At 62.8% G+C, this 19,200-nt stretch carries 19 protein-coding genes and 1 pseudogene; 9 read left to right on the top strand and 11 right to left on the bottom strand.

All coding sequences use genetic code 11. The annotated features are described in order from the left end of the window. Nucleotides 1–272 precede the first annotated feature (272 nt). Genes N8A90_RS07610 through fghA form a run of 3 tightly spaced genes read right to left on the bottom strand, consistent with a single transcriptional unit; the run spans nt 273 to nt 2,792 of the window. Nucleotides 273–671 carry a VOC family protein gene (locus N8A90_RS07610; protein ID WP_262074076.1) on the bottom strand — a complete coding sequence of 133 codons (399 nt, stop codon included), beginning with the start codon at nt 669–671 and terminating at the stop codon, nt 273–275. 50 nt (nt 672–721) lie between these two features. Further along, a complete protein-coding gene (locus tag N8A90_RS07605) occupies nt 722–1,831 on the bottom strand; it encodes an S-(hydroxymethyl)glutathione dehydrogenase/class III alcohol dehydrogenase (protein WP_262074075.1) in 1,110 nt (369 codons plus the stop codon). 55 nt (nt 1,832–1,886) lie between these two features. Beyond that, complete coding sequence (fghA, locus tag N8A90_RS07600; RefSeq protein WP_410087652.1) at nt 1,887–2,792, bottom strand: S-formylglutathione hydrolase; 906 nt, start codon at nt 2,790–2,792, stop codon at nt 1,887–1,889. A 292-nt stretch (nt 2,793–3,084) separates the two neighbouring features. Between fghA and dctP the strand changes: the two genes are divergently transcribed. Both dctP and N8A90_RS25450 read left to right on the top strand, forming a co-directional pair. Then, nucleotides 3,085–3,663, top strand: a complete 579-nt coding sequence (gene dctP / locus N8A90_RS07595) for a TRAP transporter substrate-binding protein DctP (RefSeq protein WP_262074408.1) — start codon at nt 3,085–3,087, stop codon at nt 3,661–3,663. Between the two features lie 350 nt (nt 3,664–4,013). Beyond that, nucleotides 4,014–4,220: a TRAP transporter small permease subunit gene (locus N8A90_RS25450; RefSeq protein WP_410087646.1), complete on the top strand. Its 207-nt coding sequence runs from the start codon at nt 4,014–4,016 to the stop codon at nt 4,218–4,220. Between the two features lie 406 nt (nt 4,221–4,626). Here the strand turns inward: N8A90_RS25450 and ypfH are convergent, their stop codons facing one another. From ypfH to N8A90_RS07575, 3 genes are read right to left on the bottom strand one after another with little or no spacing between them, the layout of a single operon-like run. Further along, a complete protein-coding gene (gene ypfH, locus N8A90_RS07585; RefSeq protein ID WP_262074074.1) occupies nt 4,627–5,247 on the bottom strand; it encodes an esterase in 621 nt (206 codons plus the stop codon). Beyond that, the gene (locus tag N8A90_RS07580) at nt 5,240–6,145 is read right to left on the bottom strand and encodes a DODA-type extradiol aromatic ring-opening family dioxygenase (RefSeq protein WP_262074073.1); all 906 of its coding nucleotides are present in this window, start codon (nt 6,143–6,145) and stop codon (nt 5,240–5,242) included. Before N8A90_RS07580 ends, ypfH begins: the two co-directional genes overlap by 8 nt. Further along, nucleotides 6,123–6,560 carry a DoxX family protein gene (locus N8A90_RS07575; protein ID WP_262074072.1) on the bottom strand — a complete coding sequence of 146 codons (438 nt, stop codon included), beginning with the start codon at nt 6,558–6,560 and terminating at the stop codon, nt 6,123–6,125. Before N8A90_RS07575 ends, N8A90_RS07580 begins: the two co-directional genes overlap by 23 nt. 421 nt (nt 6,561–6,981) lie before the next feature. Here N8A90_RS07575 and N8A90_RS07570 point away from each other — a divergent pair, with 421 nt between their 5' ends. The 7 genes and pseudogenes from N8A90_RS07570 to N8A90_RS07540 form a co-directional block, all read left to right on the top strand. Then, nucleotides 6,982–7,176: a tautomerase family protein gene (locus tag N8A90_RS07570; protein ID WP_262074071.1), complete on the top strand. Its 195-nt coding sequence runs from the start codon at nt 6,982–6,984 to the stop codon at nt 7,174–7,176. 586 nt (nt 7,177–7,762) lie between these two features. After that, nucleotides 7,763–8,116 carry a putative quinol monooxygenase gene (locus N8A90_RS07565; protein ID WP_262074070.1) on the top strand — a complete coding sequence of 118 codons (354 nt, stop codon included), beginning with the start codon at nt 7,763–7,765 and terminating at the stop codon, nt 8,114–8,116. A gap of 5 nt (nt 8,117–8,121) precedes the next feature. After that, complete coding sequence (locus N8A90_RS07560) at nt 8,122–9,129, top strand: alpha/beta fold hydrolase (RefSeq protein ID WP_262074069.1); 1,008 nt, start codon at nt 8,122–8,124, stop codon at nt 9,127–9,129. Nucleotides 9,130–9,163: 34 nt separating this feature from the next. After that, nucleotides 9,164–9,778: a nitroreductase family protein gene (locus tag N8A90_RS07555; protein WP_262074068.1), complete on the top strand. Its 615-nt coding sequence runs from the start codon at nt 9,164–9,166 to the stop codon at nt 9,776–9,778. Nucleotides 9,779–10,073: 295 nt separating this feature from the next. Then, a complete protein-coding gene (locus N8A90_RS07550) occupies nt 10,074–12,467 on the top strand; it encodes a membrane-bound PQQ-dependent dehydrogenase, glucose/quinate/shikimate family (RefSeq protein WP_262074067.1) in 2,394 nt (797 codons plus the stop codon). A gap of 9 nt (nt 12,468–12,476) precedes the next feature. Beyond that, nucleotides 12,477–13,460 carry a zinc-binding alcohol dehydrogenase family protein gene (locus N8A90_RS07545; protein ID WP_262074066.1) on the top strand — a complete coding sequence of 328 codons (984 nt, stop codon included), beginning with the start codon at nt 12,477–12,479 and terminating at the stop codon, nt 13,458–13,460. A gap of 24 nt (nt 13,461–13,484) precedes the next feature. Next, nucleotides 13,485–13,715, top strand: a pseudogene (locus tag N8A90_RS07540) (antibiotic biosynthesis monooxygenase); the annotation flags it as partial. A 195-nt stretch (nt 13,716–13,910) separates the two neighbouring features. Here N8A90_RS07540 and N8A90_RS07535 read toward each other — a convergent pair. The 5 genes from N8A90_RS07535 to N8A90_RS07515 are packed head-to-tail and all read right to left on the bottom strand — an operon-like array spanning nt 13,911 to nt 19,187. After that, nucleotides 13,911–14,999, bottom strand: a complete 1,089-nt coding sequence (locus N8A90_RS07535) for a DMT family transporter (RefSeq protein WP_262074065.1) — start codon at nt 14,997–14,999, stop codon at nt 13,911–13,913. Between the two features lie 55 nt (nt 15,000–15,054). Beyond that, nucleotides 15,055–15,357 carry an antibiotic biosynthesis monooxygenase family protein gene (locus tag N8A90_RS07530; protein WP_262074064.1) on the bottom strand — a complete coding sequence of 101 codons (303 nt, stop codon included), beginning with the start codon at nt 15,355–15,357 and terminating at the stop codon, nt 15,055–15,057. After that, nucleotides 15,354–16,271 carry an NAD-dependent epimerase/dehydratase family protein gene (locus N8A90_RS07525; protein WP_262074063.1) on the bottom strand — a complete coding sequence of 306 codons (918 nt, stop codon included), beginning with the start codon at nt 16,269–16,271 and terminating at the stop codon, nt 15,354–15,356. The genes N8A90_RS07530 and N8A90_RS07525 overlap by 4 nt, the downstream gene beginning before the upstream one ends. Before the next feature lie 15 nt (nt 16,272–16,286). After that, nucleotides 16,287–18,167 carry a TRAP transporter large permease subunit gene (locus tag N8A90_RS07520; protein ID WP_262074062.1) on the bottom strand — a complete coding sequence of 627 codons (1,881 nt, stop codon included), beginning with the start codon at nt 18,165–18,167 and terminating at the stop codon, nt 16,287–16,289. Nucleotides 18,168–18,179: 12 nt separating this feature from the next. Next, on the bottom strand, nt 18,180–19,187 hold the full coding sequence (locus N8A90_RS07515; protein ID WP_262074061.1) for a TRAP transporter substrate-binding protein: 1,008 nt from the start codon (nt 19,185–19,187) through the stop codon (nt 18,180–18,182). Nucleotides 19,188–19,200: the final 13 nt, after the last annotated feature.

The following is a 19,200-nucleotide window of genomic DNA, read 5'->3' as shown; positions in this document are numbered from 1 at the left end:
CGCCAAGGTGGCGATGTCGCATGGCGTATATGCCGAGCTCGCCATCGCTGGCGCCATTTGGCACATTCCACAGCGCCGGCGGGTGACCGCCAGCGAGTCGGCGTCATCCCTCTGTCGTGGACCTCACCATTGCGGCGGCGACAGGTCCAGCAACGTCGGCGAACGTTCGCACCGACCTGCGCAGCAAGACGCGCTCCTGCCCAGCCTCCCACACCCAGTCCTAACCAGACTTGAATGATCGAACCATGCGAGAAGGCAGCGACTTGGAGGCTTCAGACAAAGGCGTAGGAACAGACCTTGTTGCCGGCCGGGTCACGCAGATATGCGGCGTAGGCGCCAGGCAGATGCCCACGAGGACCGGGTTGGCCTTCGTCCGTGCCGCCAGCGGCAAGACCGGCAGCATGGAAAGCATCCACTTCGGCGGACGTGGCCGCAGCGAAACCTACCGTGGCGCCGTTGCTCGAAGGCGCATCACCATTGCCTGGACGGGCGATGATGAACGCGGGCTTGTCGCGTCCGAACAGAATCCAGCCATTGCCGAAAGGCCCGAGGTTCTTGATACCGAGGGCGCCCAGCGCTGCGTCGTAGAACGCAGCGGACTTTTGCAGGTCGGATGCGCCGAGGAACACATGCGAGAAGATGCCGTCGCCAGAGATCACGGAAGTTGTCATAAAGAATTCCTTCAGTTGAAAGTTGAGCGGATTCGCTGATTTCTCAGCGATCAGAAGCGCACCACGCTTCGGATGGATTTGCCTTCGTGCATCAGGGCGAAGGCTTCGTTGATGCCGTCCAGGCCCATGGTGTGGGTGACGAAAGGCGCCAGTTGGATGTCGCCGCGCATCGCCTCTTCGACCATGCTTGGCAACTCGGAACGGCCCTTCACGCCGCCGAAGGCGGAGCCCAGCCATTTGCGGCCAGTGACGAGCTGGAACGGGCGCGTCGAAATCTCCTGGCCCGCTCCGGCCACGCCAATCACGACGGACTGGCCCCAGCCGCGGTGAGCGGATTCGAGCGCGGCACGCATCACATGGACGTTGCCGATGCACTCGAAGGAGTGGTCCACGCCCCAGCCGGTCATCTCGACGATGACTTGCTGGATCGGCTTCTCGTAGTCCTTCGGGTTCAGGAAGTCGGTCGCACCGAAGGTACGTGCAAGGTCGAACTTGGCAGGGTTGGTGTCAATGGCGATGATGCGTCCGGCCTTGGCCAGCTTCGCGCCCTGGATGGCCGCCAGGCCGATGCCGCCCAGACCAAACACGGCCACTGAGTCGCCCGGCTGCACCTTGGCGGTGTTCTTCACCGCGCCGAGGCCGGTGGTGACGCCGCAACCCAGCAGACAGACCTGTTCTGGGTTCGCGTCCGGGTGGATCTTGGCCAAGGAGACTTCGGCGACGACCGTGTATTCGCTGAAGGTCGAGCAGCCCATGTAGTGGTAGACCGGCTGGCCGTTGTAGGAGAAGCGAGTGGTGCCGTCAGGCATTACGCCCTTGCCCTGGGTGGCGCGCACGGCCACGCAGAGATTGGTCTTGCCCGACTTGCAGAACAGGCACTCGCCGCACTCGGCGGTGTAGAGCGGAATGACGTGGTCGCCGGGCTTGACGCTGGTGACGCCCTCGCCTACCTCCACGACGATGCCGGCGCCTTCGTGGCCCAACACCACGGGAAACAAGCCTTCTGGATCATCACCGCTCAATGTGAAGGCATCGGTATGGCAGACGCCCGTGTTGGTGATGCGTATCAAGACCTCGCCCTTGCGGGGCGGTTCGACATCGATCTCGACGATCTGCAGGGGCTTGCCGGCTTCGAAGGCGACGGCTGCACGTGATTTCATGGCGTTGGGTCCTTGGTGATGGTTGGGTTCGTAACAGGCGTTGGAAGCGGGGCGGCTAGCGCGCTCCCGAACTCAAAACGTTGGCGTGATGGGCCAGGTGGTCATCGATAAAGGTTGAAATGAAGTAATAGCCGTGGTCGTAGCCCACGTGTTGCCGCAGGTTCAGTGGCTGCCCGACCTCTGCACAAGCGGCGGCCAACAGCTCCGGCTTCAGTTGGTTGTCCAGCAGGAATTTGTCGTCCAGGCCCTGGTCGATAAGGATGCCGTCGAGGAAGACCGCTTGGCCACGCGACCGGATCAGCTCGGTCGCGTCATGCGCGGCCCATGCGGCCTGGTCGTCGCCGAGATATCGGCTGAAGGCCTTACGGCCCCAGGCACATTGGCTGGGTGCCGCGATCGGTGCCAAGGCGGATACCGAACTGAACAGGTGGGGATGCCGTAGCGCCAGCGTCAAGGCGCCGTGGCCACCCATTGAGTGGCCGAGAATGCCGACCTGATCGGACCGCAGCGGCAGCTTGGCGCACGCCAGGGGCAGAAGCTCGTCCACGATGTGGCTCTCCATGCGCCAGTGGGTCGACCAGGACGCGAGCGTCGCGTCAAGGTAGAAGCCGGCACCGATGCCGAAATCCCAGTCATCCTTCGCGGTGGGAATCGCTTCCACGAGGGGACCGCGAGGACTGGTGTCCGGAGCAAGGAGCGCGAGACCCAGGCGGGCCGCGGCGCGCTGAGCGCCGGTCTTCATCGCGAACGTCTCCTCGTTGCATGTCAGGCCTGCGAGGAAGACCACGACCGGCACCGGTCGCATCGCCGCCTCGGCTGGCAGGAAGATGGAAAAGCGCATCGGGAGGCCCACCTCCCGCGAAGCGAACTCGTAGAAGCGCTGAATGCCTCCAAAGCTGAAATGCTCGGCCAGCACTTTGAGCGTCCCTGCGGTGCAAGTCTGATTGCTTTCGGCGGACAGCGGGCTGGACGCAAGGTCTCGAGAGGTCACGAGTTCGGCTGCAATGGGTTGGACTGAGTTCACGACAGTGGCGGATTCGGTTGCATTCGGAGGCAGCTTGTGGAAGGCCTGTTGCTGCAAATGTAGGTCGACGCAAGCGCGGATACGGCCATCTGAGATTCGATGGGGGCTTGTTGGCCGCGACGTCTGCCAAGTTGGCCGAATCGGCGCGCACCAGCTGTGCATCGGGCACGACCGTGAAAGTTCGTCGATCAACGAGCGCCCTTATGCGCCCGAAAAATCGTTGGATCTGGTGGTGCCTTCAGGCTTCAGAGCCCGAAGCGAGCGGAACGGCATCGATCCTGGACGCGCCGGCATCCACCCGGGCCCCAACGAGCGGCGGCGCGGTCGCCGTGTGACGGCCGCGTCTATTGCGACCCTGCCGATGAAGGCCGGCGCTCAACGCATTCCGGTCGGAGAGCTGTACACGGCGCTGCAAACCAAGGTGGTGGACGGCCAGGAAAATGCGCTCCCGCTGGTGAAGTCCAACAAGCTGTACGAAGTCCAGAAGTACTGCTCCTATACATCGCACGTGTGGGACTGCTTCACGCTGGTCGGCAACAAGCGAAACTGGAATGCCCTGCCCGAGGACCTGCGCCAGCTGGCGACTCAGATCTTCGATGCCAACGCCCTCAAGCAGCGCGAAGCGCACGCCGTTCTCAACAAATCCCTGGAAGCGAAGTTCAAGAGTTCGGGCATGCAGTTCAACCTGGTGGACGCCAAGCCTTTCCGCGAGGCTCTCCAGAAGGCCAACTACTACAACGACGGGCAAAAGAAGTTCGGACCGAAAGCTTGGGCCTTGCTCGAGAAGTACAGCGGCAAGCTTGCCTGAGCGCGGCACTGCGACCTCGATCTCGCTGGCGGACACCGCCTGCACGCACCGCCCTCGAACAGGGGCGGGGCACTCGCATTCGCGTGGCCCACGTGGTGAATAACGTGAACGAACTGGAGACAATCCCGTGGATCCGATGATGCATTCCGAGCGCCCGGCTTTGGCGGCTTCCCTTGCTCGGCCGTCCAGCGCCTGGCAGCGCAGTGTGGGGCATGCCGATCGGCTGCTTGCCATAGTCACCGAGGTGCCTGCAGCGGCGCTGGTTCTGGCGGAAGTCCTCGTCCTGCTGTCCGGGGTCTCAGCCGTTATGTGTTCCACCGCCCGTTGGGATGGACCGACGAACTCGCTCGATGCTCTTCCTCTGGCTCGCGATGCTGGGTGCCGTCATTGCGCATCGACGTTCGTCGCACATGCGCATGACGGCGCTCCTCGACATCGCCTCGCCCGCAACCCGGGCCTTCCTCGATCTGTTCGCAGCGGTCGCCTCAGGCGCATTCCTGCTGCTGGCTCTAAGTGCCACCGCGCTCTTGGTAATACTCCAGAAGCATCGAGGCTGAGGGCGGTCACCACGGGGAAAAGTACAACAGGCGATTTCGCAAGGCACCGACTAGGCGCAAACGGAGAAATCGCCACCATCAGCGCCCCGCGACGATCCGGAGTTCTGACCGCGCCTCTTCTTTTCTGACGAGACGTCCAAATTGCCATCCAGAAAATGGTCGCGCCAGGCATAGGCCAACGCGCCCAGCGCTCGCAGGCCACCGGATCTACCACGGCGTCATCCACGCTAAGCTGCGGAGCTGCAGGTGCGTCGGGCGCGTCAACTGCATCCCGAGTTCCTCCTGGGGGACATGCGCTCGAGCGTCGCCTGGAAGATGCGGCGCGCTAGGACCAGGCGGTCGTCGATGTCCGGCTCCCCGATGAAGCACTCCCGAAAGCGCGAATGCACGAGTGCGCTTCGATCGATTACACCGCCTTTATCCGCCTGAGCAGCGTGTCGATCATCTCTTCATTGGTGCCGTGCCCGAGATTCGGAATCAGATCGATGCTGACTGGGACGCCCAGATGTTCGAGTTGCCGGGACGCGGCGGCCGAAAGTGATGGGTCGATCACGGCGTCGCGGGCGCCGTGCAGGAAATGAAAGACCTTGGAGGTCGGTGCTGCCTTCGGAAGCTGCACAAAACGACCGGCAATCGACACCACGTGGCTCGCCGGAGCGTCCGGCAACAGGCCGGACTCCAAAGCCATGATCCCCCCCTGAGAAAAGCCGACCAGCATTGTTTGGTCTGGCGTGCACCGATGGATGCGCTGCAATTCCCGGATGGTTGCGACATAACCCTTCATGGCAAGCATGACGCGGTCACGGCGGTTCTCCTCGGTGACGCCCCGAACCGAAAACCATTGGTAACCCGCACCCATGTCGCAGCGATCCGGGCTCGGTACGCTGATCACGGCCGCTCCTGGAAGTGCGGCGGCCAGCCGTCGAGCCAGCGGGAGCATGTTCTCCGGAGTGCCGCCCACGCCGTGAAACAGCAGCACCAGCCGGTTTGGCACAGTCGGTTCCTGGATGACGATGGCCTCAGACATTTGCTGCTTTCATGGACTCCAGAGCGGCAGTGTCGGAGGTCTGCCCGTTGAAGACATAAGACTCCATCGAAAGCACGCCGTGTGTAAATCCGCCGTCGAGCACATCGGCTTCGATGGGCTGCCCGTCGACGCCGTCAGCTGCGCCCGCAGCGACCACAAGCGGCAGGAAATGCTCACTGGTCGGATGCGCACGCTGCGCGTGAGGGGCCAACTCGAGTGTCTGCAAGAGACGCCTCCTGTCGCCCGAAGAGACGGTGTCGCGTACCCAGGCAACGAACTCGCGGGCGTAGGCAGGCTCTTGCCCGTTCCTGGATCGAAACTCGTAGAGGTTGTGTGTCAGGCTGCCGGAGCCGACGATCAGCACGCCTTCCTCGGACAACGGCGCAAGCGACTGCCCGAAGGCGTAGGCGGTTGCGCCGTCCAGCCCCTGCGGCATGGACACCTGAAAAGTCGGGACGTCGGCCAGGGGGTAGAGGTGGCACAGGGGAACCCAGGCGCCATGGTCGAGGCCTCTCTTGTCATCCGGCGCAACCGACCACCCCGCCGCTCTGAGCAGACTTTGCGCCCGCGCCGAAAAATGTCGATCGCCCGCGACCGGGTAGCGCAGTTGATACAGCACAGGCGAAAAGCCTCCGAAATCGTGAATGGTTTCCGGCCGCAGCGCTGTACCCACTCGCACATCGGGCGTCATCCAGTGCGGCGATACGACCAGTACTGCCTTGGGCTTCGGCAGCGTTTGACCCAGTGTGGTCAATTGAGCGCCGGCGGGGCCGGGCTCCAGCGCATACGTAGGCGCCCCATGGGAGATGAAGATGGTGGGAAGTTTTTGCATCGCGAGTTCCAGGTAATGAGGGTAAAAACCGGAACCGAGACCCTCACCGCTGGAGAGCGCGGTCAACCGAAGCTCGTCCACCGCCGCTGAAGACGAGCGATGAAGACGCAGCGAACAGTGCCAAGGCGTATTCGATTCCTCCCTTGTCGGCAAAGAATCCCTTGCTGATGTGCACGGACAGGATGGCAATCAACATGGTGAACGCAGTCACGGCACCGGCGGGACGCACCATCAGGCCCAGGACCAGCGCAACGCCGCCGAAGAACTCGGCCGAGCCGGCAAGGAATGCCATCAGCGCACCGGGATGCAGGCCGATAGAGTCGAAGAACTGACCGGTCCCGGCGAGGCCATAGCCTCCGAACCATCCAAAAAGCTTCTGAGATCCGTGTGCCGCGAAGATGATGCCGATCAGGACACGTAGCACCAGAGGGGCGATGTCGTTTGACGTCGAGACGAGACGATTGAGTTTTACGGAGGTCATTTGAGCCTTTTGACGTAGACAGAAGCAATGGAAATTGCAGATGACGCAACTTTATCCATGGCAGTCCACGCAATAAACTGCCTCAACTGAGATTGATTGTTCCGAGCATCGAGACAAACCCGTGGGTAAGTTTGCCGAGATGCGCGCTTCGATGCGGTCGTAAACGCTGGCGCCTTTGTGATGGCAGCCGACGTCTTGCAGGTTCCGAAGGTAGCAGCTCACGCTCGGTGCACCGTTGCCGCAGGCCCGACGGCAATGCACAGGCCAAGGCCTGAGCAGGACCGACGTGGCTCATCGTGTCATTCTGGGATACTCAGTAGTGAATTTTGGTTGATTCAGATCGTTCGGTTCTACTTTACGATGAACTCCTCAGGCAGCAGCCCAACAGCTGCCACCACTGCATTTCATCAGGAGTTCTCCCATGCCCGTCGTTCGTGTCAGCTGGTTCGAAGGAAAAGACCAAAAGCAGAAGGCTGCTGTCGCCGCCGAAATCACCAAAAGCATCGTCGACAACACCGGCACCGATCCCAACTACATCTACGTGATCTTCGAAGACGTGAAGGCATCTGACTGGGCGGGGGCCGGCAAACTGTTCGGTGAAGCCACGCCCAGCTGAAGACAAGTCTGCGTTGCAAACCGGCTTTTCGCGGGACGCCATCGGGTGAGTGGTCTAGTGAGGGGATTGCGTGAAGCCAATCCCCTGCCTGCCTGCGGCATGGATCCTATCGTTGGCGACCTAGTGAACGAGGACTTCCGAGCCACGAGGCTCTGGCAGCCGATATCGCGGCGAACGCCGCCAGGGCCGACGACCTCGCCTCTGTGGCACCGATCGCCGCCAAGAGGGTTCGAGCGTGTAGTGAACGATGCTCGGAGCAACATCCTTTCATCAAAGGTCATCGACGCTGCGACACCCTTCATCGTCGCTCCTGCAGGAAATGCGCGCGCCAGCCGAATACAACCGCGCTTGCTCCAGCACCAAGCGGGGTCCGTGCATAAGTGGTCTGTCCGACGCTGATTCACGACGTTGCCCGAGCGCTCCTCACCGACGGCAGCGACAGCCGCCCCAAAGCCGGAAGGCACGCGACGAGCCAGGTGCGAGCCTCGCCATGGTTTGGTTGCGACTGGATCCGCGACGAGTTGCCACTTTGGCCCTTCAACATTTTTCGACAGGCTAGCCTGCCTCACGTCAACTACTCAACACCATGTCCGCCTACGTCTCCAACCTCTTCACCCTTGCAATTGAGCCCAAGAACTTTCCAGCGTTCGCGGCGCTGGTGTCTGAGATCGTCGCTGCTACCCAAAAGGAGCCCGGCACGCTGATCTACGAATACTCGGTCAACGCCGATCGCACGGTGGCCCACATCCTGGAGCGCTACCGCGCAGATTCGGTGGTCAGTCACGTCGACACCACCTTCGCACCGTTTGCCGAACGTTTTTTGAGCCTGGCGAAAATCACCGGTCTGGTGGTCTACGGCAACCCGGACGCCGAGGTGCGCAAACGCCTCGATCCGTTCAATGCCATCTACATGGAGTCCTTCGGCGGCTTCAGCCGTTGAAGCGAATGAAGCAGATGCGAAAGACACTTCGCTCCATCGGCGCTTCGGTGCTCCTGGCCGCGCTCTCGAACCTGGTGGTCGCCGCACCGGCGATGACCGTTCTGGGCCGCGATTTCACGTTTCCCAACGCCATTGCGGGCATGCCGCAGAAGCTCTCGGACTTCCCTGGCCTTCAGGTGAACTCGTTCACCACCAACGACGGCGTGAAGCTCGCTTACTGGGAAGCTGGTCAGGGCGAGCCTTTGGTCTTCGTACCGGGTTGGTCGGCAAACGGAGCCCAGTACATCAACGTCATGTATCTGCTGGCGCAGAAGTACCGCGTCTACGTGCTGGACCCGCGCAACCAGGGACTTTCGCAGAAAGTCGATTACGGCAACCGCATTGCCCGCCATTCGATGGATCTCCATGAATTGGGTGAGCATCTTGGCATCAAGTCTGCAGCCTATATCGGCCATTCCATGGGCGCTGCGATCCTGTGGAGCTACATCGATTTATTCGGTACCTCCAAGATGCGCAAGGTCGCCTTCGTCGACGAGCCGATCAGCATCTATTCCCATTCGGACTGGTCCGAGCAAGAGCGCCGTGACGCCGGAGGCACCACCACGGCGCCCGAGCGCATGGTCGCGGCCTTCACCACGGGCGGTCCTGTCAATGCTTTGGTGACAGACCTCAAGGTGTTCGAACGCTCGCAACTCACCGACTCGCCTTACTACCGAAACTCCGAGAGTTTCGCCTCGGCGTTCATCAAGAGCGATCCGGCTGCTTTGGCACGTGTGCTGTTCAACCACACGGTCAACGACTGGCGCGACGTCGTGCGCCACAAGATCGACATCCCCACTGCCATCTTCTCCGGCGAACAGAGCAACAACCTCCCCAGCCAGCGGTGGGCCCAGTCCGTGGTGCCCGGAGCCACGCTGTTCTCGTACACGACCGCCGAGCAGGGTGACCATTTTCTGATGTTCAAGAACCCGGTGAAGTTCACGCAAGACCTGCAGCTCTTCCTGGCGCGCTGAACGCCTCCTCTTTCGAACCCAACAAAGCACTCCCATGACGACCATCGAACAACTCATCAAGAGCCGTACCTCCGCCAACAGCTACGACACGCGCCGCAAACTTTCGGGCGAAGAGATCGCTCAACTGATCGAGCTCGCCACCTACTCGCCTTCGGCCTTCAACTTTCAGAACTGGAAGTTCATCGCGGTTCATACCGATGACGCCAAGAAGCGTCTCCTGCCGCTTGCGTACAGCCAGCCCAAGATCGTCGAAGCCGCGGTGACGTTCATCGTGTGCGGCACGCTCGAGCCGCAGCTGGGCCTGCCCTCGGCCCTCCAGCCTTCCCTCGATGCCGGCATCCTCGACGAAGCGACCGTCAACGGTTGGGTGGGCGCTGCCAACGGCATGTACATCGGCAATTCGACAATGCAGCGCGACGAGGCCATTCGGTCTGGCGCCATGGCGGCCATGACCCTGATGCTCGCCGCACAGGGCCGCGGCCTGGTGTCGTGCCCCATGATCGGCTTCGACCCGGCAGGCGTTGCCGCCGAGTTCGGCTTGCTCGTGACGGACGTGCCGGTGATGCTCATCACCGTGGGTCACGCCGCAGCGGGCAACTGGCCGCAGAAGCCACGCAAGGATGTTGAAAAGGTTCTTTCTTTCGCGTAATCAGCCTTCGAGAACTCACAGGCGCGCAGTTGACCGGCCCGGTCAATGACTAGCGCCATGTGCTCAGGCACAAGATTCCACCTCTTCGTCGGCAGATCAGGGGCGACCATTTCCAGAGGTTCAAGAAGCCGCTCAAGTTTGCGCGCGAAGTTCGGTCGTTCCTGGAACGCTACCCGGCGCAAGGCCGCTTGCTAGCGGACTCGGGGACCATCCCCGAGACCTATCGGCCGTTCGAAGCCATCCCTCGGACTGACGGTGCACACGCTGTCTCGTCCAACATTTTGTGAGTCACGTCATGTCGTTCGTCAGCTCCTCGGCCCATCAAAAACCGACTGCGGTTCTCAGAACGGGCGTGTACGCCCTCGGGGTCCTCATTGCGCTCGTGGGCCTCTACTTGGTCTATGCCGGGTCCCAACTCATCGCGTTGGGCGGGTCGCCGTACTACCTGCCGGCCGGCCTGGTCCTGTTGGGCGTCGCCATCCTGTTGTTCCGCCTCGACGAAAGGGCGGCTACGTTGTACGCGGCGTTCTTCGCAGCCACCGCGGTATGGGCCGTCTGGGAGGCAGGGCTCGCGTTCTGGCCGCTTGCGGCGCGGCTTGGCATGTTCGCTGTGCTGGGCGTGCTGGTGGCGATTTGCATCCCGTTCATGCCGCAGGCTCGTGTCAGCCAGCGCAGCCGGCGCCTCGCGTTCGGCGTCGCAACCCTCATGACCGTGGCGCTGCTTGCCGCCTTCATCACCGCCTTCTTCCCCATCTGGATCGTCAAGCCAGGGCAGGCGCCCCAGGCCGCCGCAGACTACGCGCCGGGGAATGAGCCGAAGGACTGGGTCGGCTTCGGCCGTACGCCATCTGGCGAACAGTTTTCGCCCGATGCGCAGATCACGAGCGCCAACGTCAAGCAGCTGGCGGTGGCCTGGACAATGCGCACCGGCGACATATCGGCCGATGGCCGCGAAAACCAGAACACGCCGCTGCAGATCGGCAACGTCCTCTATCCCTGCACTCAAACCGGACAGGTCTTTGCCCTGCGGGCGCACACCGGGGAAAAGCTGTGGCACTTCGATCCCAAGGTAACCCCCGCCTCGACTGCCAACTGGATGCGCTGCCGTTCGCTGGCGTACTACGAAGTGCCGGGCATCGCCGACAACGCACCGGGCAAGAAGCGTCTGTATCTCACCACCGGCGACATGCGACTGATCGCACTCGACGCCACGAACGGCAAGCCCGTGCAGGACTTCGGCCGTGAAGGCACCGTTTTTCTGGCGAAGGGCATGGGCCAGGTCATCCCTGGGTTCTTCAACCCTACCTCGGGTCCTCTGCTGGCAGGAAGCAATCTGATCGTCGGAGGCTGGGTAATGGACAACCAGTCCGCCGACGAACCGTCGGGCGTGGTTCGCGCTTTCAGTGCGGCCACCGGCGAGCTCGCATGGGCATGGGACGTGGGTCGGCCCGGAAAAATGGGCGAGCCTGCCGAGGGCGAGACGTACACCCGCAGCACGCCGAACATGTGGGCGACCCCAAGCTACGACCCGAAATTGAACATGGTCTACCTGCCCACGGGCAACGGCACACCCGATCTCTTCGGCGGCGAACGCTCGGCCGCCACCGACCGGGTCAGCACCTCGGTCGTCGCACTCGACGCCACCACCGGTCAGGAGCGCTGGACATTCCAGCTGGTCCATCACGATGTCTGGGACTACGACCTGCCCTCCAAGCCGGTGCTGTACGACATGCCAGACGGCAAGGAAGGACGCATTCCGGCGCTCGTGCAGGCTGGAAAGAACGGTCAGATCTATGTCCTGGACCGGCGGTCAGGCAAGCCGATCACGGCAGTGCAAGAGCGCGCGGTGCCGACGAGCGGGGTACCTGGCGAGCGCCTGTCGCCCACCCAGCCATACTCGGTCGGCATGCCCTCGATGCGTGACGCCGTCCTGACCGAAGCGACGATGTGGGGCATCACGCCGATCGACCAGCTGAACTGCCGGATTCAGTTCAAGGGGCTTCATTACGAGGGCGACTACACGCCTCCGCAACTCACGTGGTATCTCGAGAGCCCGTCCTGGTACGGCACGACGAACTGGGGTGGCCAGTCGATCGACAAGCAGCATGACATCATGATCGTGAACGACATGCGAATCATGATGAAGGGGCGTCTGCTCAGTCGCGAGGTCGCTGACACGCGCTTGGCGGGCAAGAAGACGGCGGGCGTGGGCGGGGTCATCCCGATGTTGAAGACGCCCTATGGAGCCGAACGTGGCATGGTGCAATCGTTCCTCGGCGTGCCATGCACCAATCCACCCTTCGGTACTATGGCCGCCATCGACATGACCACCCAACAGGTGCTGTGGCATCGCTCCCTGGGCACACCCGAGCAATTCGGACCGCTCGGCATGAAGACCCATCTGCCGATCGAGCTCGGCATGCCGACGTTGGGTGGAGCAGTCACCACAGGTGCGGGACTGGTCTTCTTCTCGGCAACGTCCGACTACTACCTGCGCGCGCTCGACGTGAAAACCGGAGATGTTCTGTGGAAGAGCCCGCTTCCCGTCGGGGGAGGATCGACCCCGCTGGTATTCACTTCTCCGGAAGACGGCAAACAGTACGTTGTCGTCACGGCAAGCGGTTCTCGCTCGGCTCCCGATCATGGTGACTACATCATCGCGTATGCGCTGCCTGGCAAGGCGCCCTGAGGAATGCACATGAGCGGATCGATGAGAGCGGTGGTGATGCACGAACCGGGCGGGCCCGGTGTGCTGAAGATCGAGCAACGCGGCATACCGCGTGCGCAAGCTGGGACAGTGTTGATACGGGTCGAAGCTTTCGGCCTGAACCGCTCCGAGCTCTTTACCCGACAGGGTCACTCGCCCGGCGTTAATTTCCCGCGCGTGCTGGGGATCGAAGCGGTCGGCACCGTCGCCGATGCGCCGGGCGGCGAATTCGAACATGGGCAGATGGTGGCGACGGTCATGGGCGGCATGGGGCGGTCTTTCGACGGCGGCTACGCCGAGTACACCTTGGTACCCGCGCATCAGGTGCAGGCCGTGCAGACCGGGCTCCCGTGGGCGCAGCTCGGCGCGCTGCCCGAAATGCTCCAAACAGCATGGGGCGCCCTGTTTCGCGCGCTGCGGCTGCGCAGCGGCGACCGTTTGCTCATTCGAGGGGGCACGACGTCCGTGGGGCTCGCCGCTGCTTCGATCGCCAGGGCGCACGGGGCAGAGGTCGGCGCGACATCGCGCAACACGGCCGGCGAAGCACGGGTCGTCGCAGCGGGCGCAGACCGATTCTTTCTCGATGACGGCGCCATCGCAGAACGCGTGCGCGCGGAATGGTCCGGCGGGGCCGACAAGGTGCTCGAACTCGTAGGTACAGCCACGCTCGCAGACTCGCTGCGCTGTGTCCGAGAGCCTGGAACCGTCTGTATGGCGGGCATGGTGGGAGACCGCTGGTCGCTCGACGACTTTGCACCGATGGACTTCATTCCAAGTGCCGTGTCGTTGACCACCTATTCGGGCGACGTGCGCGATTTCATGGCCACTCCGCTCCAGCAACTGGTCGATCAGGTCGAAGCGGGTGAGCTTGCAATCGGCCCGAGCCGCATATTTCACCTGGACGACATCGTGGAGGCCCACCAAACCATGGAATCGAACACGGCCCAAGGCAAGATCGTGGTGCTGACACGTTGACCCGACGCAAGGCTTGGAGGACATATGAGTGAACACGCCGTGACTGTGTTGATCAGTCGCAGTGCCAAGGCCGGCTGCGAAGCCGATTTCGAGCGCGTGACTGCGGCTCTGATGCGAACTGCCGAGGGCTTCAACGGCTGCCTGGGCGCCCAACTGGTTCATCCCGGCGAAGACCCCGAAGTGGCAGACACGATGTATCACGTCGTCCTGGCGTTCGACCACCAGCACAACCTGGACGCTTGGCACAACTCGCCGGAGCGGCAGCAGGGTCTCGCAGCCGCCGCCGCTTTCATCGAAGGCCCACCCAGGATCAAGCCGATGATCGGCCTGGGGCTGTGGTTCCGCACCACTCCGCAGGCTCCGCCGCGCTGGAAAGTGGCCGTCGTGACCTGGGTCGGCATCTGCCCCACGGTCTACCTGCTGTTTCTTTTGATGGGGGACCGCCTGCAATCATGGTGGCTCCTGCCGCGCACGATGGTGCTTACCGTCGCGGTCGTCGCTGTCATGACATGGGTCGTCGCGCCTCAACTGACCAAGCTCTTCAGGCCTTGGCTCTTCTCCAAACGCGTGGCGCTGTGAGCAGCCGGATGGGCAGGGAGGCTGATTCGGCGCTTTGACCTCTGGCTTGCTGTCGGAGGAGCGCAGAAGCTTGGGCTGAACAACCAACGCCAGCAATGCAACGAACAAGCACACCATCGCGCTGATCTCGAGCGGCCCCAGCGGCTCGTGGCGCACCGCGGCGCCGGTGGCCATGGCAACCATCGGCACCATCACGGTGGAAAGACCCGAGGCGTTCGGCGGCACGCGATCCGCGATCGAGAACCACGCCACGTTCCCGATCGCCATCGGAACCAGCGTGATGTAGGCGATGACAGCAAGTGACGGCCATGAAGGCATGAAAGGTTCGCGGTTGCCGAGCATCAACGCAGCGACTGTCAAAGGCGTGGAGGCGATCAGCAGCTGCCACCCTGTCGACACCAGCGGTGTGACCGTGAGCCCCGCCCGGTCAAGAATGAGCGTACCGCAGGCCCACCCCATGCCGGCAGCGATGCCGAGAATGAAGCCCAGCGGCGTCGAGGCGTAGCTCGCGCGCGCAGCGAAGCCCAGGATCGCAACGCCGCAGGCGGCGAGCAGCACACTGCACATCAGCCGCCTCGACGGGGTCTTCCCGAAGACGATCCATGAAAGAACCGTCGCCCAGACGGGCATGGTGAAGCCCAGTACCGCCGCCTGTCCGGACGGAATCAGCACGGCGGCGTAGGTACTGCAGACATTCCAGACGACAAGGTAGGCCAACGCAGCGGCCACCAGGTAGGCACGCTGAGGTCGGGGAACGCGAAGCGACTGGCCCTTGATCGCGGCAAAGCCAAGCAGTGCCGCGCCCGATCCTGCCAGGCAGATGGCGCGAAACGTCCACACCGACACTTCGCGAACCGCCAGCGGAAACAGCACCCAGTTGGTCCCCCACAGCAGCGTGAGCACAGCGACCAGCGGAACCACCTTGGCCAACGAGCCGGAGCCGTGAGTGCCCTCCTTCATCGGTCTGGTTTGTCGGCGATCCCCGAACCCCGGCGTCGTTGTCCGGCCGTCGGGCTCACGAGCTGGCTGCGGAGAGACTGAAATGCTCGACGAATGGAGGCTGGGCGAAGAAGGGGCCCACGATGGCGCGCCATTCGGCATGTGCAGGCGAAGCCCGAAATCCCACGGTATGGTCCTCCAGGGTGTCCCAATGAATCAGCAGCACGTACCGATCAGGGCTCTCAATGCTGTGTCGCACCTCGTACCGCCGGAAGCCCTTGGACTTCGAGAGCACCGCATCCAGACCATGCTGGGCTGCTTTCTCGAACTCGGCCGCCTGGCCCGGATGGATGCGGATGTCGGCGATTTCCAGAATCATGGGTGCTCCTCGTTTTCGATGGGCATTTCTTCGCGGATCCAGGTCAAGGCGGAATCGTGGCGTGGATTCCACCCGAGCTCGCGTCGCGCGCGGCGCGCGATCACGCGGCTGTTGCTGCCGAAGGTATAGAACGCTCGCGTCGTCCCCCACAGCCGCGCCGCGTCCTCGGCCGGAATCGACTCAACGCCGCTCAATCCAAGGCGTTCAGCGATGGCACTGCCGATGGCGGCGAACGAGACCTCGCCGTTCTCCGCGAAATAGAAAGCGCCACCTGGCGCGTGGTGCAACGCCAACAGGTAAAGGTCCGTGAGATCGTCGATGTGCACCGTGGACCAGCGGTTGACGCCTTCACCGACCACCCGCGCCACCCCCTGGGCGCGGGCCTCGCTCACGAGGAAAGGGATCTGGATGCTGTGCCGATTCAGCCCCTGGCCCACGCCGTAGATCAGGGTTGGACAGACGACGATGCTGCGCACCCCGCGGCTCGCGGCGGATTGCACGCTCTGATTGAGCGCGTGCCGCGCAAGCTTGGCGGGTGCCACCACGAACGGGGTGTCCTCGTCGAAAACCGCTTCATTCACCGAGCCGCCGCGCGCGTCGTCACCGATCACGCTCGAGCCGCTGGTGTGGATCAACGGCTTGCCGCTGCCTTCCAGCGCGCCGATCAGCGCTTCGACGCAACGGCGGTCGTCGGCATTGGCCGTGTTGATGACGCCGTCTGCCCGTCGCGCTTCGTTCGCCAGGATCTGCTCGTCCTCCAGGTTGCCCAGGACGGGCGCGATGCCGCGAGCGCGCAGGAGCTCGGCCTTGGCACGGTCGCGCACCAGTCCTCGCACCCCGTGCCCCTCCGCTACCAGTCGGGCCGCGATGTTGCCGCCGATATACCCCGAGGCACCCGTCAGAAAGATGTTCATGCCTGATCCTGCTCCTTACAAGGCGAAAGTGGAAAGCGCTGGCACGCAGGCGATGATGATCACACCGACGAGCAAGGCCATGATGTATGGCCAGATGGCACGCATCACCTCTTCCGGCTTGCCCTCCCCGATCCGGCAGGCCACGTAGAAGCCGACCCCGACCGGGGGCAGCATCAGTCCGATGTTCATGGACGAGACGATCACCATGGCGTACTGGATGTCGTGGATGCCCAGCTTCTTGGCGATCGGGAACATGATGGGTGCCAGCAGCAGCACCGCAGGCAGGCCTTCGAGCAGGCATCCGAGGACGATGAAGATCACGATCGACGCGGCCATGAAGGCGATGGATCCGCCTGGCAACGTCGTGAGGAACTGCGACATCACCTGCACGACGCCGCTTTGGGTGATTCCCCAGGCCATGGCCGACGCCGTGCCGAGGATCATCAGAATCGCCCCGCTCAGCGCTGCCGTCTCGACCAGCATCCCGTAGAGCGTCCTCCAGCGCAAGCCACCGTAGAGCACATGACCGACGATCATGGCGTAGATCACGGCAATGGTGGACACCTCGGTTGCAGTGGCCACGCCCTCGCCTACCGCACTGCGGATCAGGAAAGGAAGTGCCAGTGCAGGCGCCGCAACCAGAGCCAGACGTCCAATACGGTTCCATGGCGGGCGCTTCGTGCCGTCGTTTTGCTCGTTTCTCGCCTTCCAGCGAGCCACCGCCACGAGCGTCAACAGCAGCACCATCGCAATCACGAAACCACTCTGGAACAAACCGGCGATCGATACTCCCGCCACCGAGCCCAGCACGATCAGCACGATGCTGGGCGGCACTGTGTCCGCCATCGCGGCGCCGGTTCCAAGAAGCGCCACCATCTCCGGGCGCTTGTTGCCGCGACGTGTCATCTCCGGAAAGAGTGCGGGGGCCACTGTGGCCATGTCGGACACCTTGGAGCCGGAAATGCCCGAGACGATGAAGAGCGAACCCAACAGCACATAGGACATCCCTGCCTTGATATGCCCAATGAGCGCCGCGAGGATGTCGATGATGGCCTTGCCCATGCCCGTGGCATCGAGGACGCACCCCAGCAGCACGAACACCGGCACAGAGACCAGCACGAGATTGGACATCCCCTCGTCCATGCGACCGACGATCACGCCGATCGGCACCGACGTGCCAAATGCCAGATAGCCCATCACACCAAGCCCGAAGCAGAACGCAATAGGCGCGCCCGCGGCCAGCAACAGTGCGACGACGACAACCAAGAAGAGCACGAGGCTGCCGATCTTGAACTGCGAGATCACCGGGGAGAGAAGGTAGAAGGCCAGGACTGCTGCGCCGACCACGGCAACAGCGGTGGCCAGCGGCGTCCTTCCGATTGTCCGCACTGCGTGCTGGACAACAATCGCGAGCATCAGCAGCACACCGGCCGCAATGGCACCCACCCGAAAGCTGTTCGGGATGTGGAGAGTCTGCATCTCGATGATCCACTCCTGCTTCGCATGCTCCATCGCCGGGGGGATGAGCGCGACCAGGAAGACGGCAACGCAGACGAGGGCGATAGCATTGACGAACTCGCGACTCCTCGCCGGCAGCATGTCGACAAAGGTCGCCAATCGCAAATGCTCGTTGCGGTACATCGCGATGCCCGCACCGATCATTCCGACCCAGATGAAGGCCATCGACACCGTCTCGTCGATCCAGTCAATGGGCCTGGAGAAGACGTACCGAGACACCACACCGCCGAACAGGAGCAAGACGATTCCAGCGATCAATGCGGCCGCAATGATCTCGAGAGGAACGATCCAACCCGACTTTGGCGGGACCCGCTCCGCCGTCGGAAACACGCCGTCTTCCAGCAACGGCATGGCACCCGCTTGGCTTGCGTGAGTCATGTCGTGTCCTCTTCAGGCGAGCTTGCCGGAGTACTTCTCCAGCAGCACCCAGGTTTCCTCACCGAACTTGCTCTTCCATTCCTTGTACGCCCCGGCCTTTTGAAGGGCTTCGCGGAACGGCTGCTGGCTCACCGCATTGAAGGTCAAGCCGCGCTTGGTGAGGCTTTCCTGCAATGAACTGTTGAGCGTGGCCATCGCTGCGCGCGTTTTCACGGCATGGGACTCGAAGGCGCGCGTTGCGATCTGACGCAGGTTTTCGGGCACCGCATTCCATGCTCGCGGATTCGCCGCGATCCAGAAGCACTCCCAGGCGTGGCCCGTGAGGGAGCAGTACTTCTGGACCTCGTAGAAGCGCTGCGCCTCGATGATGGCCAGTCCGTTCTCCTGCCCGTCGACCACCTTGGTTTGCAATGCCGTGTAGGCCTCGCCGATGCCGATGGTGGTCGGAGACGCTCCGAGCGCCTTGAATGTCTGCTGGAGCACAGGCGTTGCCGGGACCCGAAGCTTGACACCTTGCAGATCTTGCGGGGAATTGACAGGCTTGGTGCTCATCGTGACATGGCGAAAGCCGTGATCCCACGCCTTTCCCACCGGCACCAAGTTGACCTTGGTGAACCCCGTACGAATGTGGTCGCCGAGATCACCGTCCATTGCGCGGAACGCGGTCTGCAGATCGGCAAACACGAAGGGCGTCACCGAGACAGCCGCGCTCGGGATGAGCGTGGCGAACACCCCACTCGCGGTGGACATCATCTCGATGGCACCCGAGCGGACTTGCGAGATCATGTCCGTGTCACTGCCAAGCTGGCTGTTCGGGAACACGTCGATGGCCAGCTGTCCGTTGGACTCCTTGAGAATCTCGGCGCAAGCTGCTTGAAGGCCCACCACCGTGGGATGCGACTGCGCGAGCGAGATGCCCAGCTTCATGGATATCTTGTTACCCTGCGCGAACGCGAAGCTCGGCAGGGAAGCGGCCGTGGCAGCAGCTGCCAGCGTCTTGAGAGCGAAACGACGTTGCATGTGGATGTCTCCG

It is taken from the genome of Variovorax sp. N23, assembly GCF_025486315.1.
Taxonomy (GTDB): Bacteria; Pseudomonadota; Gammaproteobacteria; order Burkholderiales; family Burkholderiaceae_C; genus Variovorax.
The sequence above is the reverse complement of the archived record's forward strand: the minus strand, read 5'-3'. Positions and strand labels throughout refer to the sequence as shown.